This window comes from Cystobacter fuscus DSM 2262 (assembly GCF_000335475.2).
GTDB classification, from domain to species: Bacteria; Myxococcota; Myxococcia; order Myxococcales; family Myxococcaceae; genus Cystobacter; species Cystobacter fuscus.
The window spans coordinates 49,530-67,191 of sequence record NZ_ANAH02000024.1 but is presented as its reverse complement, the minus strand read 5'-3'; the positions used below and the strand labels follow the sequence as shown (position 1 = coordinate 67,191).

At 69.2% G+C, this 17,662-nt stretch carries 11 protein-coding genes; 5 read left to right on the top strand and 6 right to left on the bottom strand.

Annotated features, from left to right (window positions below; all coding sequences use genetic code 11):
• Positions 1–117 precede the first annotated feature (117 nt).
• On the bottom strand, positions 118–846 hold the full coding sequence (locus D187_RS32365; protein ID WP_002627944.1) for an SDR family NAD(P)-dependent oxidoreductase: 729 nt from the start codon (positions 844–846) through the stop codon (positions 118–120).
• A 225-nt stretch (positions 847–1,071) separates the two neighbouring features.
• Positions 1,072–6,348, bottom strand: coding sequence for a trifunctional serine/threonine-protein kinase/ATP-binding protein/sensor histidine kinase (locus D187_RS32360; protein WP_002627943.1), 5,277 nt, complete (start codon positions 6,346–6,348; stop codon positions 1,072–1,074).
• Between the two features lie 280 nt (positions 6,349–6,628).
• Between D187_RS32360 and D187_RS32355 the strand changes: the two genes are divergently transcribed.
• Positions 6,629–7,495 carry a hypothetical protein gene (locus D187_RS32355; protein WP_438356969.1) on the top strand — a complete coding sequence of 289 codons (867 nt, stop codon included), beginning with the start codon at positions 6,629–6,631 and terminating at the stop codon, positions 7,493–7,495.
• A gap of 6 nt (positions 7,496–7,501) precedes the next feature.
• On the opposite strand, the gene hflX is transcribed toward D187_RS32355, so the two are convergent.
• Positions 7,502–8,983 carry a GTPase HflX gene (gene hflX, locus D187_RS32350; RefSeq protein ID WP_002627941.1) on the bottom strand — a complete coding sequence of 494 codons (1,482 nt, stop codon included), beginning with the start codon at positions 8,981–8,983 and terminating at the stop codon, positions 7,502–7,504.
• Between the two features lie 44 nt (positions 8,984–9,027).
• Between hflX and D187_RS32345 the strand changes: the two genes are divergently transcribed.
• A complete protein-coding gene (locus tag D187_RS32345; protein WP_002627940.1) occupies positions 9,028–10,398 on the top strand; it encodes an FAD-binding oxidoreductase in 1,371 nt (456 codons plus the stop codon).
• 27 nt (positions 10,399–10,425) lie between these two features.
• On the opposite strand, the gene D187_RS32340 is transcribed toward D187_RS32345, so the two are convergent.
• Entirely contained in the window at positions 10,426–12,048 is a 1,623-nt protein-coding gene (locus D187_RS32340) for an ABC-F family ATP-binding cassette domain-containing protein (protein WP_002627939.1), read from the bottom strand.
• Positions 12,049–12,216: 168 nt separating this feature from the next.
• Here D187_RS32340 and D187_RS32335 point away from each other — a divergent pair, with 168 nt between their 5' ends.
• The 3 genes from D187_RS32335 (at position 12,217) to D187_RS32325 (ending at position 14,542) form a co-directional block, all read left to right on the top strand.
• A complete protein-coding gene (locus D187_RS32335; protein ID WP_002627938.1) occupies positions 12,217–12,630 on the top strand; it encodes a winged helix-turn-helix transcriptional regulator in 414 nt (137 codons plus the stop codon).
• A 77-nt stretch (positions 12,631–12,707) separates the two neighbouring features.
• On the top strand, positions 12,708–13,715 hold the full coding sequence (locus D187_RS32330; protein WP_155893744.1) for a hypothetical protein: 1,008 nt from the start codon (positions 12,708–12,710) through the stop codon (positions 13,713–13,715).
• A gap of 176 nt (positions 13,716–13,891) precedes the next feature.
• Entirely contained in the window at positions 13,892–14,542 is a 651-nt protein-coding gene (locus D187_RS32325) for a hypothetical protein (RefSeq protein ID WP_002627936.1), read from the top strand.
• On the opposite strand, the gene D187_RS32320 is transcribed toward D187_RS32325, so the two are convergent.
• Together D187_RS32320 and D187_RS32315 are read right to left on the bottom strand one after the other, a co-directional pair.
• Entirely contained in the window at positions 14,539–15,840 is a 1,302-nt protein-coding gene (locus D187_RS32320; protein ID WP_002627935.1) for a UDP-glucose dehydrogenase family protein, read from the bottom strand. The genes D187_RS32325 and D187_RS32320 overlap by 4 nt on opposite strands.
• Before the next feature lie 71 nt (positions 15,841–15,911).
• The gene (locus D187_RS32315; protein WP_002627934.1) at positions 15,912–17,651 is read right to left on the bottom strand and encodes an MDR family MFS transporter; all 1,740 of its coding nucleotides are present in this window, start codon (positions 17,649–17,651) and stop codon (positions 15,912–15,914) included.
• Positions 17,652–17,662 lie beyond the last annotated feature (11 nt).

Genomic DNA, 17,662 nt, shown 5'->3' with positions numbered 1-17,662 from the left:
ACTTTCTCCAGGGGCGAGAGGGTTCGACGGAATTCGTGTTCTTCATGATGGGGGGGCGGTGGATAGCATTTCCCACGTGGCTGGGAAATGACTGGCGCCCCCGGCGCCGAGCGGGGCTCAGACCGCCGTCCAGCCCCCATCGATGTCGAGCACCACGCCGGTGGCGTAGGCATTCGTCGCCAGGAAGAAGGCGGCATCCGCCATTTCGCGCGCCGTCGCCGTGCGCTTCATGGGGATGCGCTCCATGAGGCTGGACATGAACGCGTCGATCTTCTCGGGGGCCACCTGCCAGTCGATGTCGGTGCCACGTGTCAGTCCGGGGGAGAGGACGTTCACCCGGATGCCCTTGGGGGCCAGCTCGACCGCGAGCGAACGCCCCATGGCGTTGACCGCGCCGCACAGGGCCGCGCCTCCGGAGTAGTTCACCAGGGCCGCATGACCCGCCACGCCCGAGCACAGCACGATGGCGCTGCCCGGGGGCATCTTCGGGACGGCGTGATGACAGGCGGAGAGCTGGCCGAAGAAGCGCGCGTCGAACAGGTCACGCCATGACTTGCGCGGTACCTGCTCCACTGGCCCGAACACCGCGCCTCCGGCGCACGTCACCAGCAGATCGATCCGGGGCACGGAGTCGATGAGCCGCTCGACCTGGGCCTCGTCGGCGACGTCCGTCACCACGCCGCGTGCGGCCCGGCCAAGCTTTTCCACCGCCTTGTCCAGCCGCTGCTGGCTCCGCCCGGCGAGCACCACCTCTGCTCCCTCCCGCGCGTAGCGCTCCGCGATGGCGAAACCAATACCCGAGCCGCCGCCCGTGATGAGGGCGGTCTTCCCTTCCAATGAGCCCATAATCCTCTCCATCTGGTGAAAGTGGGAGTCTTCAAAACATATCATGAACAAGAGCAAGACACCACGTTCTGGACGCGCGGACCGAACTCCAGACGCGGTGTCAGGAATGACGGAGGAACGCGGGTTGCCCGCACAGCGAGTGGAATCCGCGAGCAGGGATGATTTCCAAGCAGGAGGGGTTTCCCTTTCTCCGTGGCCGGGGCCCCCGGTCCGGAGGCCCCGCGTTCAGGAGAGGGGAATCTTGAGGGTGGCCGTGGCGCCCTTGCCGGGGCCCTCGCTCTCCAGGCTGATGCTTCCCCCGAGGATGCGCGCCTCCAGCGCGCTGGAGTGCAGGCCCAGCCCATGCCCCCCGGTGCGTGTGGTGAAGCCCTGGCCGAAGAGCCGGTTGCGAATCTCCGGCATGATGCCCATGCCGTTGTCGACGACCTGGATGCGCGCGGTGTTGCCCTCCGTGTCCAGCCGCACGCGCAGGTGACGCTGCGGCTCGGGCATGGGGTTCATGGCGTGTTTGGCGTTGCTGATGAGGTTGATGAGGATCTGCAACACCTTGTGTTTGTCCAGACAGACCTTGGGGACGGGGGCGAGCTCCTTGGTGACGGTGATGCCGTGGCGCTGGAGCGAGGCCCGCTGGAGGCTCAGGGCATCCTCCACGAGCCGCCCGAGGTCGCACTCCTCGGTGACGAGGGTGCTGTGGGCATAGGTCTGCTGGACCTGGACGATGGCCCGGATGTGCTCGATGTGCTTGTCCATGGCGGCCATGCCCTCCTGGAGCGAGGAGCGCTCGCGCAGGAGCTCCTCGGAGAGCGCGGACAGGTAGCCGGGGAGCTGCGCGCCGCGGACATCCCGGGCGAAGAAGCCCGGGAGGTCGCCGTGGTGCTCGTCGAGCAGTTGGGTGACCTGCTTGAGCCGTCCCAGGCGCGAGGCGTTCATCGTCTCGCGCACCATCTGGAGATTGATGACGGCGCTGGTGAGGACGTTGCCCACGTTGTGCAGCACGTTGGCGGCGATCTCCGCCATGCCCGCCGCGCGCGCGGCGTCCACCAGGCGCACCTGGGTGCGCTTGAGCTCGCGCGTGCGCTCCTCCACGTGCTTCTCCAGCTCGTCGTTGGAGCGGCGCAGGGCGGCCTCGGCGTTCTGCACGTCGGCGTACAGCCGCGCGTTCTCGATGGAGATGGCGGCCTGGGAGGCCAGGTGGCCGAGCAGCGCGATGCGGCCCGGGGTGAAGGCATTGGTGGCCAGGGTGTTCTCCAGGTACAGCACCCCGCGGAACTCCTCCCGGCGCATCAGTGGCAGGCAGAGCACCGAGCGGGCGTGGCTCTGCTCGAGCCAGGTATCGGACGAGAAGGGATGGGGCTGGGAGGCGTCACCGATGAGCACGTGCTCGCGCGTGCGCTTGACGTAGGAGATGACGGTCCATGGCAGGTGGGACTCGGAGCCGCCGGTGGTGGGCTGTCCGGAGACGGTGCCCGAGAGCGCCGCGAGCGCGAGCTTGTCGCCTTGCGGCAGCAGCAAGGCGCCGCGCTGGGCCCCGGCGTTCTCCATGGCGATGCGCAACAGCGAGGCCACCAACCGCTCGAGGACGATCTCCTCGGAGATGGCCTGCTGGGCCTTCACCAGGGTGAGCGCGTCGATCCGCGTCGAGCTGGTGTCCGTGACGTTCGGCGCGCCGGCCTCGGGAGTGGCCAGGAAGGGCCATTCCGAGTCCAGTTGCTGCACCTTGCCCAGCGCCCCCCAGCGCAGCCAGGCCTCGCGGGCCTTGCGCGCATAGGCCTCGGTGAGGGTGGGGATGCGCTGCTCGCGCCAGAAGCGCGCGGCCAGCTCGTAGGCGAGGGCGGCCCGCTGGAGGAAGCCGTGCTCGCGCGCGGACTGGACGGCGTGCTCGTAGGCCTGGAGCGCCTCGTCCCGCTGGCCCGTGAGCCGGGCGAGTTCCGCGGCGACGAGCCGCTCGGGGGCGAGGAAGGTCGAGGGGCAGTGGTGGGCCCACTCCGCCAGTCGTTGCTGGTGCCGCCGTATCTCCGCGAGCGCCTGTTGCCGCTTCTCGGGCGTCATCCGCGCGTAGCAGGCGGCCAGGGCCAGGGCGCGGAAGAGGTGCAGGTCCATCAGCTGGATGTGACCGAGCGAGGACCAGCTCAGCTCCTCGCTCTTGTTGGCGCACTCGAGCGCCTCCTGGTACGCGCCGCTCATGTAGCGCGACTGTGCCTTGATGAGCCAATACCAGCAGCGCATGGTGCTCATGCGTTGCGGCGTCAATCCGGCCTCGAAGGTCTCCTCGTCGAAGTCCTCGCCATTCATCGTGCCGAACGAGGCCGTGAGACCGCGCAGCTGCTGCACATGGCGCTGGGTGAAGTAGATGATGTCGCCCGAGTCCAGGAAGTCGGCTCCCCGGGTGAAGTGCAGGTTCGCCACCGATTCCCGGTAGACCTCCTCCAGATCGTGCCCCAGCAGGAAGCGGTCCGTGACGATGTGGTTGCAGCAGTAGCCGGCGATCTGACTGTCACTGCTCTGGAGCGCCTGTTGGAAGGCCTCGCGCACGAGCCCCAGCCCGATGGACAGGGGCTGGGTCCAGTAGCTGATGATCTCCAGGCCGTAGAGCGCCTTGGCCCTCAGGGCGGTGAACCCCCGGCTCTCGGCGAGGTCGCACGCGAGCTGGCCGAAGGCGAGGCTCTCCGGGTAGCGCTTGAAGGCGGAGCCGAGCACCACTCCATACCAGGAGTAGCCGTGCACGGAGGCGGCCGTGTTGCCATGACGGAGACTGAGCGCGACCATCCGGCTGAGATGGAGGATGAGCAGGTTCGTGTCCGTGACGAACGCGGGCGCATACATGGCGCCCAGGAGGCTCATCACCGCCTCCATGTCTGGATCGGTCATGGGCGGCAGCCCGACGAGGCTCTCGATGGAACGCTCTCCCAACAGGGCCCACACCTCCGCGTTGGCGGCCTCCACCTCCTCCCAGGTGGGGTGCGGGGACATGGGCATGCCCACCAGGGCCAATCCTTCCAGCAGGCAGGTCACGGCGGTCTGGATGTCGCCCATGCCGATGAGGATGTCTGTCTTCAGGCAGTACACCGCCGCGATGTCCGCGCGGGTGCGGGCGCGGCCCAGGAACCCCTCCACCAGTTGCAGGGCGTCGGCGGCATTGCCGCTCATGAACTTGCAGCTGGCGTGCTCCAGGCTCAGCTTGATGGCGAGCACGGGCTCCGTCTCCCAGGGATCGCCGGGCAGGAGCTGGAAGGCCTTGGTGAAGTAGGTGATGGCCGAGCGCAGCGCGATCGAGGCCTTGGCCCGCCGGCCCGCCTCGGCGTTCAGGTGGGCCACGCGCAGGCGCTCCGCGTCATCGTGGAGCAGCTCCGCTCCGGCGTTGAGCTGGCTCACGACATCGAAGAGCTTCTCCTGCAGGGCCTCCGGGGACAGGTTCGCCAGCAACATGCGGCCGATCCGCAGGTGGACGAGATTGCGCTCCTGCTCCTCGATGAGGGCATAGGCGGCCTGCTGGATGCGGTCATGGCTGAACCGGCCTTGATCCGCGCCGGTGCGCACCAGCAGGTTCTCCTGGAAGGCGGGCTCCAGGTTCCGCTCCAGCTCGGCGGCCTCCGTGTCGCCGCGGAGCGCGCTCAGCATCTGGAGCGGGAAGGAGTTGCCCACGCAGGCGGCCAGCCGCAGCAGGTGCTGGGTGCCGGCGGGGAACTGACGCAGCTTGCCCACCATGAAGTCGACGACGTTGTCCGAGTAGCCCCGGGCCCGGACTCCGTCCTCGTCCCACCTCCAGGTGCCGTCGGGGGCGTGCACCAGGAGTCCATCCTGGTGGAGCGTCAGCAGGAACTGCAGGAGGAAGAAGGGGTTGCCTCCGGTCTTCTCCAGGGCCAGGGCCGAGAGCGGCGCGATGAGCCCCTCGTTCGCGCCGGGCATCGCGTCCGTGGCGAGCTGCCGCACCTCCTCGAGCCCCAGGGGTTCGAGCTGGACGTCCCGCGTGCGCGCACCGGCCGTGCGCATCTCCTCGAGCGCGCGCGCCAGGGGATGGCAGGGGCCCACCTCGTTGTCGCGGTAGGCGCCAATGAGCAGGATGGGCGGCGTGTCCGCGTGGGTGAGCAGGTGAAGGAGGAGCTGGAGGCTGGCGGGATCGGCCCACTGCAGATCATCCAGGAAGAGGACGAGCGGGTGCTCCGAGGTGGCGAAGAGGCCGAGGAACTCGCGGAACACGCGGTTGAAGCGCTGCTGGGCCTCGGAGGGAGGCAGCTCCGGAGCGGGGGGTTGCTTGCCCGCGACGAGCTCGAGCTGGGGCACCACGTCCACGAGCACCTGACCCTGCCCCTCCCAGGCCTCCTGGAGGCGCCCGCGCCAGTACGCCAGGGACTCGTCGCTGCCCGCGAGCAGTTGCTGCGTCAGCCCGCGGATGGCCTGCGCCAGGGTGGAGTAGGGGCTGGCCTGCTGGAACTGCTCGAACTTGCCGCGCAGGAAGAAGCTGCGGTGGCGCACCACGGGCTTGTGCAGCTCGTGCACCACCGCGGACTTGCCGCTGCCGGAATAGCCGCGCACCAGGATGAGCTCGGGCTGTCCGCTCCGGGCGACGCGCTCGAAGCCCTGGAGCAGCGCGGCGGCGTGGGCGTCGCGCCCATAGAGACGTTGGGGGAGCTGGAAGCGGGTGGGGAAGTCGTACATCCCCGGAGGGAAGTCCTCGTGCTGGCCCCGCAGCAGGTTGTCCCGGCAGCGCTCCAGGTCCGCCTTCAGCCCATCGGCGCTCTGGTAGCGCTCCTCGGCCACCTTGGCCAGCAGCTTGAGCACGATGGCGGACAGCACGGGAGGAATGTCCGCGACGCGCTCGGTGAGCGGCTGGGGCTCCACCGCCATGTGGACGTGGAACCACTCGAGCGCGTCACGCCCATGGAAGGGGCGCATGCCCGCCAGCAGCTCATAGAGGGTGACACCCAGCGAGTAGAAGTCGGTGCGGTAGTCCACCGAGCGGTTCATCCGCCCGGTCTGCTCGGGCGACATGTAGGCCAGGGTTCCCTCGACGAGCGTGGTCGGCGCCGCGTCCACGTGCTCGACCATCTGGAGGGTGGCGGTGCCGAAGTCGATGAGGCGCGCCTCCCCCGAGGGCGTGAGGATGATGTTGGAGGGCTTGATGTCCTTGTGGATGACGCCGCGGCGATGGATCTCCGCCAGGGTGGTCGTCAGGGAGATGGCCATGTCCAGCACGCCGCGCACGGGGAAGGGCTTGCCCGTGCGCGCGGACAGCACCTCTCCTTCCACCTCCTCCAACAACAGACTCGGCCGATCCTGGAGCTGCTCGCAGGCATGGGCCCGAAGCACGCCCCGCACGTCGCGGATGCGCTGGAGGATGTTGAACTCGCGGCGATAGCGCTCGCTCTCACGCGGCCCGACGGCGGCCACGGGCGTCTTGACGATGAGTGGCAGGCCATCCACGTCCCGCAGGGCGTGGAAGAGCAGGTTGGTCCCGGTGGCCTTGAGGGCCCCTCGTAGGGTGTAGCCTGGGATGGTGAGCATGTCGGGGGGCTCCGTGTCTCTGGATGAACTCAGGCTCGTGGGACGGAAGGCGGAGGAGCGGCTCGCGCGGGGACGTCGCGCCTGGAGCCGGAGCCCCGTCGCGCCGACAGTCCATCGCTTCTCTGGCCCGTCTCGGCGTTTCATGGGTTCCCCCTCTTCTGTTCTACATCTTACAGGAGCGGGAAGAGGGAACGCGTCTACGCAGCCGCTCAGTGTTTGTCACTGCTACCGGGAGAACAACGCCAGGCCCCACCGGGTGCGCGGTGGACTTTCGAAAGAGGTGACCGGATTGCGTATCCGAATCGCATCATGGAGTTCGAGTTCGCTGCTGATCCTGGCCTTCGCCGCCGCCTGTGCGGGAGGTCAGGCGAGCCGGGGGAGTGGTGGCGAAGGCCCGGGTGCCGCCACCGGGTGCGCGGCCTCGGGGACCCTGTGCTGGGACTTCGAGCAAGGGACGATGCCGGCTGGCTGGACGGCGGCTCGCGACGAGTTCCAGGGCCAGTTGCTCGTGGATGACACGCGTGCGCACCAGGGCCGGTACGCGCTGCACGCCAGGCAACTGGTTGGCGGCAAGGAGGGCTCGCAGGGGGGGCCCAAGAAGACGATCCGCTTCGAGCTGCCCGCCGGCTTCGGCCCCGTGCTCTGGGGTCGGGCGTATGTCTACACGACTCCCGAGCGTCCCGTCTCCCACGCGGGGCTCTTCAACGCGCGCTACCCACGGCCGGGAAGCACCGAGCGCGCCTTCGACACGCTCGACTGGTACGAGGTCGCCACCTATCAACAGAAGTACATGTCCATCTGGCACCCGCCCGAGCCGCCTGGCTTTCCCGAGTGGGTGCAGGTCTCGGGCACGCCGCTCGTGCTGGATGAGTGGACGTGCCTCGAATGGCTCTTCGATGGAGCCAACGGGAGTGAACCGGAAGCGGCCGAGCCCCGTGTCTGGCTCAACGGAGTCGAGCTCGAGTGGCCCGAGCGGTTCGTCTTCTCGGATCCCCCCACGACGACGCGGCCGGTGCGGGAGAAGGCCGAGAACTTCACGGTGATGGAAACCGGCGTCTTCCTCTACCAGGGCCTGTCGGTGCCCACGGATTGGTGGATCGATGACCTGGCCGTGGGCACGCAGCGCATCGGCTGCGGCCCGCGTTGATGGGGCTCACGTCCCGAAGGCGTGGGTGAGCCGGGCGATCGCCGCCGGGAGCGCCCGGATCCTCAGGGTCCGGCCGTTCTCGTCGAAGGACTCGGTGAGGACCCGGGCATGCTCGTACACCTCGCCGAGGCGTCCCTGGCGCGCATAGGGAATCACCAGGTCCGCCTCGATCATGGAGCGCTCGAAGAACTCCACGATGCCCTGGCGCAGCGCCGCGACGTCGTCGGGCGAGTGCGCCGAGAGGACGCGCGCCTCGGGGTGCTCCTGGAGCAGGGCCTCGCGAGCCTCGGCGGAGAGCCGGTCCGCCTTGTTGAACAACAGCAGGCTCGGGACGCTCTGCGCTCCAATCTCGCGGAGCACGGAGCGGGTGACCTCGAGCTGGGCCTGCCACGTGGGGTCGGAGGCATCCACCACGTAGAGCAGCAGCGAGGCCTCCAGCGCCTCGTCGAGCGTGGAGCGGAAGGAGGCCACGAGATCGTGCGGCAGCTTCTGGATGAAGCCCACGGTGTCCGAGACGAGGATCCGCGGCCGGGTCTCCGGTTTCAGCGCCCGCACCGTGGTGTCGAGTGTGGCGAAGAGCTGATCGGCCACCAGGACCTCGCTGCCCGTCAGGGCGCGCATGAGCGAGGACTTGCCCGCGTTGGTGTAGCCCACCAGCGCTACCCGGAGCTGGTCCCTCCGGGCATAGCGCCGGTTGTCCTGGTCCTGCTGGATGGACGCGAGCCCCGCGCGCAGCTCGGCGAGCCGGTCGCGGATCCTGCGGCGATCCAGCTCCATCGCCGAATCACCCGAGCCCCGGCCCTGCTGGCGCTCGCGGCTTCCCGTCGACTCGCGCATCCGGGGGGCGAGGTAGTTGAGCCGGGCGATCTCCACCTGCATCCGCGCCTCACGGCTGCGCGCGTGACGGTGGAAGATGTCCACGATGACGCCGGTGCGGTCGAGCACCTGGGCGCCGGTGGCTCGCTCGAGGTTGCTCAACTGGCTGGGCGTCAGCTCATGGTCGACCACCACCACGGTGGGCCTCGCCCCGGCGCGCTCCTCGTCGGCTTCCTCGGCCTCGTCGGCTTCCTCGGCCTCGTCGGCTTCCTCGGCCTCCTCGGCTTCCTCGGCCTCGTCGGCCTCCTCGGCCTCCTCGGCCCCGGTTTCTGGTGGTGCCTCGGGGGCGGCCTCGGCCGCCGCCTCCTCCGCCTCCTCCGTTTCGGCTTCCCAGCGCTCGCGGGCCTTCGACTTGCGCGCGCGCGCTCCCGAGGGCACGGTGCCGTGGCCTCCGGTGAGTCGGGCCAGCTCCTCGAGCTTTCCGGTTCCGAGGACCGTTCCCGCCGCGATGCCGTCGCGGCGTTGGCTCACGGTCGCGACGACCTCGTAGCCGAGGGTATGTACCAGCCGGCCGAGCTCGGCGAGGTCGGCGGCGTGTTCGGTGTCCGAGACGTTGGGGAGCTGGACGCCCACCAATACGGCGAGGGGGCGCTCTGGAGCGGATTGCGACATGCATCCCTCCTACCACGGAGCTTGGACGATGTAGCGTCGCGCCCATGAGCGTGGACTGGTTGAAGCAGCTCGCGGCCGTGCTGCCGCCCGAGGGACTCGTCACCGACGCCGACGTGCTCGAGGCCCACCGGAGGGATCAAGCCGATTGGGCCCCCGCGGGCGTGGCGCGTGCCCTCGTCCGCCCCGCGTCGACGGCCGAGGTGCAGGCGGTGCTCCGGGTGGCGTCGGCCCACCGCGTCCCGGTGGTCGCCCGGGGAGCGGGCTCGGGCCTGTCGGGTGGCGCCAACGCCGTGGACGGCTGCCTCCTCCTCTCGCTCACGCGGATGAACCGCATCCTGGAGCTGGACCGCAAGAGCCTGTTCGCCGTCGTCCAGCCCGGTGTCATCAACGGCGCGCTCAAGGTGGCCGCGGCGGAAGTGGGGCTGTGGTACGCGCCGGACCCGGCGAGCTGGGAGTTCTCCACCCTCGGCGGCAACCTCGCCACCAACGCGGGGGGCCTGTGCTGCGTGAAGTACGGCGTGACGGGAGACGCCGTGCTCGGGCTGGAGGTGGTGCTCGCGGATGGCTCCGTCGTGCGCACCGGCGGCCGCACGGTGAAGAACGTGGCGGGCTACGATCTCACCCGCCTGTTCGTCGGCTCCGAGGGCACGCTCGGCATCATCACCGAGGCCACGTTGCGGCTGCGCCCCCGTCCTCCCAAGGCCACGACCCTGGTGGCCTCGTTCCCCACGCTCGTCGCGGCGGGCGCGGCCGTCATCGACATCGTGGCGGACACCCGGCCCTCGCTCCTGGAGTTGATGGACCGCGCCACCGTGCGCGCCGTGGAGGCCCACATGCCGCTGGGGTTGGACGTGGACGCGGCGGCGCTGCTCCTGGCGCGCTCGGACGCGGGGGGAGAGCAGGGCGTGGCGGAGTGCGCGCGCATGGCCGCCGTGTGCGAGGCCGCCGGCGCCACCTTCGTCATCCAGTCCTCCGACGAGGCCGAGGGCGAGTCCCTGCTCGCCGCGCGCCGCTTCGCCTTCCTCGCCCTGGAGAAGCAGGGGACGACGCTGCTGGATGACGTCTGCGTGCCCGTGTCTCGCCTGGCGGAGCTGCTCGCGGCGGTCGAGCGCATCGCCGCGGAGCGCCGGGTTCTCATCGGCACGTTCGGCCACGCGGGGGATGGCAACATGCACCCCACGCTCGTGTTCGACCGGAACGACGCGGACGAGGTGGCGCGGGCCCATGCGGCGTTCGACGACATCCTGCGCGCCGTGCTCGACCTGGGGGGCACCATCACCGGCGAGCACGGGGTGGGGCTGCTCAAGCGCCCCTTCCTCGCCCAGCAGCTCGGTGCCGAGACCACGCGGCTCCATCACACGATCAAGGCCGCGATGGATCCGCTCGGCATCCTCAACCCCGGCAAGCTCCTCTGACGAGGGATGCCGGGGCAGGGGAGTGCTTCAGCTGCGCAGGCCCGGGGCCTCGTGGCCGGTGCGCGCCACGTACTCGGTGTAGCCGCCGCCGTACAGGTGGGGACCCTCGGGCGTCAGCTCCAGCACCCGGTTGGACAGCGCCCCGAGGAAGTGCCGATCGTGGCTCACGAAGAGCATGGTGCCCTCGTAGTTGGCGAGCGCGGTGATCAGCATCTGCTTGGTGGCCATGTCCAGGTGGTTGGTGGGCTCGTCCAGCACCAGGAAGTTGGGCGGATCGTAGAGCATCTGCGCCAGCACCAGCCGGGCCTTCTCGCCACCGGAGAGCACGCGGCACTTCTTCTCGATCTCCTCCCCGGAGAAGCCGAAGCACCCGGCGAGCGCGCGCAGCGAGCCCTGGGACGCGCGGGGGAACCTGTCCACCAGCGAGTCGAACACGGTCAGCTCGGGCTTGAGGATCTCCATGGCGTGCTGGGCGAAGTAGGCCAGCTTCACGCTGCCGCCCAGCGTCACCGCGCCGTCGTCCGGCCTGGAGTCCCCGGCGATGAGCTTGAGCAGGGTGGACTTGCCCGCGCCGTTGACGCCCATGACGCACCAGCGCTCGCCGCGGCGCACGAGGAAGTCCAGGCCGTTGTAGATGCGGCGCTTGCCGTAGCCCTTCACCACGCGCTCGAGCTTCGCCACGTCGTCACCCGAGCGCGGCGGCGCCTGGAAGTCGAACAGCAGCGTCTGGCGGCGCTTGGGCGGCTCCACCTTCTCGATCTTCTCCAGCTTCTTCACCCGGCTCTGCACCTGGGCGGCGTGCGAGGCGCGCGCCTTGAAGCGCTCGATGAACTTCAGCTCCTTGGCGAGCATCGCCTGCTGGCGATCGAACTGCGCCTGCTGCTGCTTCTCGTTCTGCGCGCGCTGCTGCTCGTAGAAGTCGTAGTTGCCCGAGTACGTGGTCAGCTCGCCGCCGTCGATCTCGACGATCTTCGTCACGATGCGGTTCATGAACTCGCGGTCGTGGCTCGTCATCAGCAGGGCGCCCTCGAAGTTCTTGAGGAAGCTCTCCAGCCAGATGAGCGACTCGATATCCAGGTGGTTGCTCGGCTCGTCGAGCAGCATCACGTCCGGGCGCATGAGCAGGATGCGGGCGAGCGCCACGCGCATCTTCCAACCTCCCGACAGCGCGCCCACGTCGCCGTCCATCATCTCCTCGCTGAAGCCCAGGCCCGCGAGGATCTCCCGCGCCTTGCCCTCCAGCGCGTAGCCGCCCAGCTCCTCGTAGCGGCCCTGCACGACGCCGAAGCGCTCCACGAGCTTGTCCATCTCGTCCATGCGCTCGGGGTCCGCCATGGCCGCTTCCAGCGCCTTGAGCTCCGAGGCGATCTCCGACACCGGCCCCGCGCCGTCCATCACCGCGGCCACCGCGCTCTGGCCGGACATCTCGCCCACGTCCTGGTCGAAGTAGCCGATGGTGACGCCCCGGTCGACGGACACCTGGCCCTCGTCCGGGTGCTCGCGCTGGACGACCATGCGGAAGAGGGTGGACTTGCCCGCGCCGTTGGGGCCCACCAGGCCCACCTTCTCGCCCTTGTTGAGCTGAGCGGAGGCCTCCACGAAGAGGATCTGCTGGCCGTGCTGCTTGCCGATGTTGTCGAGACGAATCATGAGACCTCGGGGAGGGGCGAAGAATCCCTCCTCATCTACTCCCGCCCCTCTCCCAGACCAGGAGGGGTTTCGTCCAGAGGTTATCAGGGGGTCTGGCCCTTCCCCGTGGGACCCATGCCACCGGGCCCGTGATTGCCCCACACGGGAGCCAGCGATTACGCTGGCGCGATGCCCAGAACACCCGAGAAGGCGGGGTACTCCCCGAAAAGAAAGCCCCCTCCGAGCGCCGCCGAGGAGACGGGCCCGGGCTCGCCGGGTTGCTCCCTGCCCCAGGTGGAGGAGGCCTTGCGGCTGCTGGAAGGGCGCTGGAAGCTCGTCATCCTCTTCCACCTGCTCCACACGCCGGTCCTGCGCTTCTCCGAGCTCGAGCGAGGCATCCCCGGCGTGTCGCAGAAGATGCTCATCCAGCAGTTGCGCGAGCTGGAGCGCGATGGGCTCGTGGTGCGGACCGTTCATCCGCAGGTGCCGCCGAAGGTGGAGTACAGCCTGACGGGTTTCGGCCAGGCGCTCCTCCCCACGCTCCGGGCGCTGAGGGACTGGGCGGCGCTGCGAAAAGCCCCGGCCCTGGCGGAGCGCGGTTGAGCCCGCGCGGCGGTGTTCGGGTACGCTTCCTCCCTGTCCGGCCCGAAGCGCTCACCGAAGTCTTCAAAGGGGGCAGTGTGCGAGGGAAGTGTCTGGCGGTGGTGTTGGTCTTCGTGGGCTGTCAGCGCTCTTCCGAGCCCGTGGCTCCGGCGGACGTGATCGAGTTGTCGCTCGATGGCGGCTCGGAGGTGGCGCCCGCCTCCCCGCGCGCGGCGGAGGGGAATGACACTCCCGGCCTGGCGGAGGAAAAGCCCGAGCTGTCATGGAGCGCCCTTTCCGCGGATGGACGCGCGGAGGTGCGGCAGACGCGGTTGCCCGGGGGCAAGGACTCGCGGTGCACGACCCGCTCGACGCTCTCCACTCCGTTCGAGCGGACCGAGGTGATGTGGAAGTGGGACACCTGCGTGGCGACCCGGGAGCAACTCAAGTTCGTCTCCCCGGAGGGCCAGCACCTGATCGTGCTCGATTCCCTGCCCGGGCTCGTCGGACAGGACTGGCGGGGGCTGGAGCTGGTCACGCTCTATGAGCAGGGGCTGCGCCTGAAGTTCCTCCGGGCGGGGACCGCCGTGCTCGCTCCGGAGGTCCGGCGCGAGCCGTTCTCCGGCCTCGCCTGGGTGAAGGGGACGGCGGGCCTGCCGGGAACCCCCCCGAAGTACACCGACGATGGGCGGGCGATCGAGTTCGAGACCGTGGAGGGGAAGACGTTCCGGTTGGGCTTCGACGGCACCGGGTTTCCTCCGCCGGCCGAGGAGGCGCGCGCCTTCGTGGCCGAGGAGGGCCTGTACCGGTACACGGATGAGCGGGGGACGACGCGGGTGGTGAACTCGGTGGACGACATCCCCGAGCGCTACCGCTCCCGGGCCGCGAGGGTGCGGGGCGAGGTCACCGTGAAGCCCGCCTCCAAGCCCCAGGCCCCCGCGCCGCCCCCGAAGGAGGAACTCCCGCCCGAGCTCGCCAAGGAACTCCCGGGGCTTCCCCCCCAGCTCACGCCGCCTTCGAAGCTCATCAACGAAGCGAAGGAGACGGTGGAGAAGGTCCAGGAGATTCGACGGGAGCAGGATCGCGTCCTGGAGACCTTGCACTGACAGCGGGCGTGGCGCGAAACCGCGTCATGTCTGTCAGGGTCTCGGATTTCCGAGCGGCACGGGGCGGAGACGTCAGACAAGACGCGTTCCCAGAAGAGCGTGTCCCGGGGGGAAACGGGGACTGGTCCAGTGCTTGCTATCGGGCCCGGCACACTCGAAGTGCACGGGAGTCATCGATGAAGAAGCTCTGGGTCCTGGCGGCATGTCTTTTCACGGGAACGGCGTGGGCACAGTCCGAGGCCGTCTCGCCCTCCTTGGATGACGAATCGGAACCCTCGGTGTCTGTCTGGATTCAACCCCTGGGCACGCTCGCGTTCGGGCTCGGGGGGCCGCTGCTGGGTTCGGGCAACTCGTACCTCATGCTCCCCGTGGGAATGAACGTGCCCCTGAGCCCCACGCAGGAGCTGGTGTTCGAGGTCACGCCCTTCCTGAGCCGCCAGGACTGTGAGGGCCCCTGCCGTACGCGAGCACTGGCCTTGTCGGTGGGGAGCGCCTTCAGCCTGTCGCCCCATTCCTCCCGAGGCAGCTTCTTCATCCTGCCGAAGGTGACGGGGCTCGTGTCCCAGGACGTGGGCTTTTCCGACGCCGGCTCGTGGACGGAGACGGGAGGCCAGCTCTCGCTGGGGCTCGATCTGGGCTACCGCGTGAAGAGTGAGCACCTCTTCCTGACGTTCGCGCTGGGCGGCAGCGTGGGCCAGGGCTGGAACGTGCCGCAATCCAGCACGAGCCTCTTCGCCTCGTTCCTCGACTGGCCTCAGCGCTCGCGCGAAGACAAGTGGGTCTTCGATCTCAACGTCAATCTCTTGCGCATCGGCGCGAGCTTCTAAGGCCGCCCGATGGCGCTGTACCAGAAGCCGAAGGAGCGCGGCTCCTGGGGCTCCCAGATGTTGCGGCCATCGAGCAGCACGGGGGCGCGCATGAGGCCCTTGAGGCGAGCGAAGTCCGGCTGCCGGTAGTCCTGCCAATCGGTGACGAGCACGGCGGCGTCGGCGCCCTCGGCGGCCTCGTACATGTCCTGGCAATACGTGATGCGCTCGCCGAGCTGCGCGCGCACGTTGTCCATGGCCACCGGATCATGCGCGCGCACCCGGGCGCCCGCCTCGAGCAGATCGTGGATCAGCACGAGCGCGGGGGACTCGCGGATGTCGTCCGTCTTGGGCTTGAAGGCGAGCCCCCACACCGCCACCGTCCGGCCCTTGAGCTCGCCGTCCAGGTGACGGCGGAGCTTCTCGAACAGCAGCCGCTTCTGCCGGTGGTTCACGGACTCGACCGCGCGCACCACCTCGAGTTCGTGCCCCACGCCCTTGGCGATGTGCTGCAGCGCCGCGATGTCCTTGGGGAAGCACGAGCCACCGAAGCCCGCGCCCGGGTAGAGGAACTTGGGCCCCACGCGGGGATCCGCGCCCACCGCCTTGCGCACCTGCTCGATGTCCGCGCCCAGCTTCTCGCTGAGCACGGCCAGGTCGTTCATGAACGAGATGCGCGTGGCGAGCATGGCGTTGGCCGCGTACTTGGTCAGCTCGGCCGAGCGCGCGTCCATCGTGTGGATGCTCTCGCTCGAGCGCACGAGCGGGGTGTACAGCTCGCGCAGCACCTCGAGCGCGCGCGCGCTGTTGGAGCCGAGCACCACGCGGTCGGGCTTCATGAAGTCGTGGATCGCCGCCCCTTCCTTGAGGAACTCGGGGTTCGACGCGACGCCGAAGAGCTGGTCGGTGTAGCGGGCGATGATCTCCTCGATGCGATCGGCGGTGCCCACCGGCACGGTGCTCTTGGTGACCACCACCTTGAAGCCGTTCATGTTCTGGCCAATCGTCTCGGCGACGGCGAAGACGGCGGACAGGTTGGCGGAGCCATCCGCCTGGGGCGGCGTGCCCACGGCGATGATGACGACCTCGGCGGCGCGGATCGCCGCGGCGATGTTCGTCGAGAAGGTCAGGCGCCCGGCCTTGACGTTGGTGGTGATGAGGGTGTCGAGCCCCGGCTCGTAGATGGGAACCTCGCCGCGCTCGAGGCGCGCGATCTTGGCCGCATCCACGTCGACGCAAGCGACGTCATTGCCGACGTCGGCGAACCCCACGCCGGCCACGAGACCGACATACCCCGTTCCAATGACTGTGAGCTTCATCTGGCTTCCTTTACGGCTGAGCGCGTGGCGGCTTCCCGTCCGCGCGTGGGGGTGAAGAGACGGAAGAGGCGCTACTCGCTCGCGACCGGAGTCGCGGGACGGTTCGTCTTGCGCAGGGGAATCTCCCGCGTGAACACGGCGAGCAGCAGCGCGAACAGGCCCACGAGCAGCGACCAGCCGAAGACGTGGGTCACGCCCTGGACGAACGAGGCGCGGACCGCGCGCTCTCCGGCATGGACGGCCTCGAGCATCCGTGCTTCCTCCTGCTCGAGGGCCGCCTGGTTGGCGCCAGGCTCGCGCCGGAGGGCGTCATAACGGGCATGCACCTCGGCCGTGAGGCCTCCACCCGCCGGGCCCTGGTCCTGACTGGCACCCTCCTGCGTGCCGCCGCCCTTGCGGATGCGCTCGGTGTCGAACCAGGCATCGAACCGCTGCTGCAGGGCCACGGGGACCTGCTCACGCACGGGCCGGAGCGAGTCCGTGAGCGAATGCGTCACCGAGGCGGTGAGGATGAGGCCGAAGACGGCGCTGCCCAGGGCCTGCCCGAGCTGCTGGAAGAACTGCCGCCCGGCCGTGGCGGTGCCCACCTGGTGGAGCTCCACGGCGTTCTGGACGGACAGGGTGAGCATCGGCTGCAGGGGGCCCATGCCGCAGCCGAAGATGAAGGTGCACACGCCAATGTCCCAGAGGGTGCTCTCCGCCGTGAGCCGGCCGAGCAGGAACAGGCTCAGGCACATCAACACGAAGCCGCTCACGATGACCACCTTGTAGCGTCCCGTGCGGCTCACCCAGCGCGCCGTCACGAGCGACGTCGGCACCACGGCGGCGGTGAGCGGCATCATCGCGATGCCCGCCTCCCTCGCCGTGGCCCCCAGTCCATTGACGGCGAGGATCGACAGGAAGAGCAGGGCGGAGAAGAACGCCGCGCCGTTGCACACCGACGCCAGGCTCACCAGCGAGAACACGCGGTTGCGGAACAGCGTGAACGGGATGATGGCATGCGGGGTGCGCCGCTCCACGACGATGAACAGCACGAGCCCCACGAGCGACAGGGCGAGCATCCCGAGCACCCCGGGCGACAGCCACGCCGCGAGCGGCCGATCACCCCGGAGCGTGAGCAGGAAGGGCACCGTCGCGACGATGAGCAGCAGGGCGCCGAGCCAGTCCACCTTGCTGGCCACGCCGCTGTGCAGACGCGGCATCTTGAGCCAGATGAACGCGACCGCGATGGCACCCAGCGGCAGGTTGATGAAGAACACCCAGCGCCAGCCCACCGTGTCGGTGAGCGTGCCCCCGAGCAGCGGGCCGACGATGCTGGACACGGCGAACACCGTGCCGAAGATGCCCTGGTAACGGGCCCGCTCGGAGGGAACGAACAGGTCCGCCGGGACGGCGAAGGCGGTGGAGGTGATGGCCGCCGCTCCCATGCCCTGGATGCCCCGGTACACCACCAGCGCGAGCATGGAGTCCGCCAGGCCGCACAACACCGAGCCCACGAGGAAGATGGCGATGCCCGCGAGGATGATGGTCTTCCGGCCGAGGCTGTCCGAGAGCTTGCCGTAGATGGGTATCAGGGTGGTGCTGGCGAGCAGGTAGGACGTCGAGGTCCACGCGAAGAACTCCATGCCCTGGAGCTCGGAGACGATGCGCGGCAGGGCCGTGGTGACGATCGTTTGATCGAGCGCGGCCAGGAACAGGGCCAGCATCACGCCGGCCAGGACGAGCGCCTTGGTGCGGGGGGTGAGTGTGCTCGCGTAGTCGATGCGCTCGCCGGGCATCGTCGCGGGGGCGGTGGCGGTCAGGGTGCTCATGGGTGGTGTGT

Coding starts and splice junctions, on each gene's coding strand:
- D187_RS32365 (WP_002627944.1), bottom strand. CDS start 846: ATGGGCTCATTGGAAGGGAAGACCGCCCTCATCACGGGCGGCGGCTCG.
- D187_RS32360 (WP_002627943.1), bottom strand. CDS start 6,348: ATGCTCACCATCCCAGGCTACACCCTACGAGGGGCCCTCAAGGCCACC.
- hflX (WP_002627941.1), bottom strand. CDS start 8,983: ATGTCGCAATCCGCTCCAGAGCGCCCCCTCGCCGTATTGGTGGGCGTC.
- D187_RS32345 (WP_002627940.1), top strand. CDS start 9,028: ATGAGCGTGGACTGGTTGAAGCAGCTCGCGGCCGTGCTGCCGCCCGAG.
- D187_RS32340 (WP_002627939.1), bottom strand. CDS start 12,048: ATGATTCGTCTCGACAACATCGGCAAGCAGCACGGCCAGCAGATCCTC.
- D187_RS32335 (WP_002627938.1), top strand. CDS start 12,217: ATGCCCAGAACACCCGAGAAGGCGGGGTACTCCCCGAAAAGAAAGCCC.
- D187_RS32325 (WP_002627936.1), top strand. CDS start 13,892: ATGAAGAAGCTCTGGGTCCTGGCGGCATGTCTTTTCACGGGAACGGCG.
- D187_RS32320 (WP_002627935.1), bottom strand. CDS start 15,840: ATGAAGCTCACAGTCATTGGAACGGGGTATGTCGGTCTCGTGGCCGGC.
- D187_RS32315 (WP_002627934.1), bottom strand. CDS start 17,651: ATGAGCACCCTGACCGCCACCGCCCCCGCGACGATGCCCGGCGAGCGC.